Consider the following 1,696-nt stretch of genomic DNA (forward strand, 5'->3'; position numbering starts at 1 on the left):
CCAACACCGTGTATAATTAATTGCTTGGTTCTTGCCTACTTGCGAATATTCCTGCGGAATATTCACGGGTTCGTAAATGTTTGCTAACTTAGTTGCCAAGCCACGCAACTAAGCATACACAAACACGTTAGCGCACATTGCTCACTCAGCTCAAAAAAAATAATAAACCTTCTCAACGTATTTTAAAAACAATTCCTAAAACTTACTCAATTGATTTTTGACAAATCAAAACGCAACTGTTACCTAAGCCTGATTTTACTCTCGCAAACTAAAATTAAATAAAAAATTAAACCGACTTCTGACAAAGCAATACGTAAAGTTTACGCGCAACTGACTTAACTCTTGTGTTTAAAAAATTCTGACTCTTGCGAAACAATACGCAACTGTTGCTTCGGACTTTTCTTTGTTCCTTAAAAATCATATTTAAATACTCTTGTGAGAAAAACATAACAACGTGCGCTAACATTGTATAAAAATAATGCGTAATTTAGTACCTAATCAAGACTAAATGCGTGTTTGCATGCATCTGATTTTCCTTCGGAAAATCCTCGCACACAAACTACGCACTATTCTTATACGTAAACGTTGTGTGTAAGCTAAAAATCAGAACTAACGAATGAAAAAAATCTTGAAATTTAAACATTGGCAACTATTTATTCTGATAGTTCTGACTGCTGCTTGGTCATCACCAAGTCCTTTGCAGGAAATTATCAGATTTATAGGTCTAATTACTTTTCTTATTTGGACTTATGCTATTGGAATTTATGGACAAGAAAAATTGGAATATCTAAAACTTCCGACTTTGGACACGAAACTATTTAAAATTAACATAATTTTATTTCCGATTTTATTAATCGTCTCATTTTTACTTTCGCCTGAACAAACTGTTGAAAATACTCAACCGGAATTTAATACTCAAACGATTTTACTAATGCCGATTACACTCTATATGTTTTTTGCATTCTTTCAAACAATAGTTTTTTCTTGCAAAACACTTGCAATAATTGAACTGAAAAGAGAAGTGAAGTTTTCTGACTATTTAGTAAATTTAATATTAACTTTATTTTTAATAATTGGAGTTTGGATTTTACAACCGAAAATAACAAAACTGATAGCTGAAACTGAAAATAATTGAGTGGAATAAAAAAAAGCCTACACACAACACCGTGTATAATTAATTGCTTTGTAAGTGCTCATCTGGAATATTCCTTCGGAATATTCTCAGGTTCGTAAAAGTTTACTAATTTAGTTGCTAAACCACGCAACTAATCATACACAAACACGTTGGCAGCAATGCGTGTGCGGCAAAATCCAACTCTAAATTGGAACTTATACAACTCTGAATTTTAAGAATAAAAATAAAATTGGATTTCCGAACGTTAGAATGAAAATCACAACGCAGGAATTACAAGCAGAACGAAAAATTACGGTTAGAAAATAACTTCATCGTAATAAAAAAGCCTAGTTTCTTTTTCGCGATTTTTTTTTTTGACTTTTAAGTAAGTAAAATCAGAAAAAATGGAGTCGAAAATTTTAATTTCTTGCGGAACTAAACTAGAATAATCATATAATTAATTTAACATAAGAACTGGAATTTGACAAGTTTCCTCGATATTAAAAATATAACGCAGGATTTCCAAGCTGAACGTAAAATGCGTGTCTGATTAGCAACAACGCAGGACTAAAAACAGATTAT

The 1,696-nt window shown here is 31.6% G+C and carries 1 protein-coding gene; it reads left to right on the plus strand.

The annotated features are described in order from the left end of the window. Window positions 1-616 precede the first annotated feature (616 nt). Window positions 617-1,135, plus strand: a complete 519-nt coding sequence (locus HM985_RS17040; RefSeq protein WP_173589734.1) for a hypothetical protein — start codon at window positions 617-619, stop codon at window positions 1,133-1,135. Window positions 1,136-1,696 lie beyond the last annotated feature (561 nt).

It is taken from the genome of Winogradskyella wichelsiae, assembly GCF_013403925.1.
Lineage (GTDB): Bacteria > Bacteroidota > Bacteroidia > Flavobacteriales > Flavobacteriaceae > Winogradskyella > Winogradskyella wichelsiae.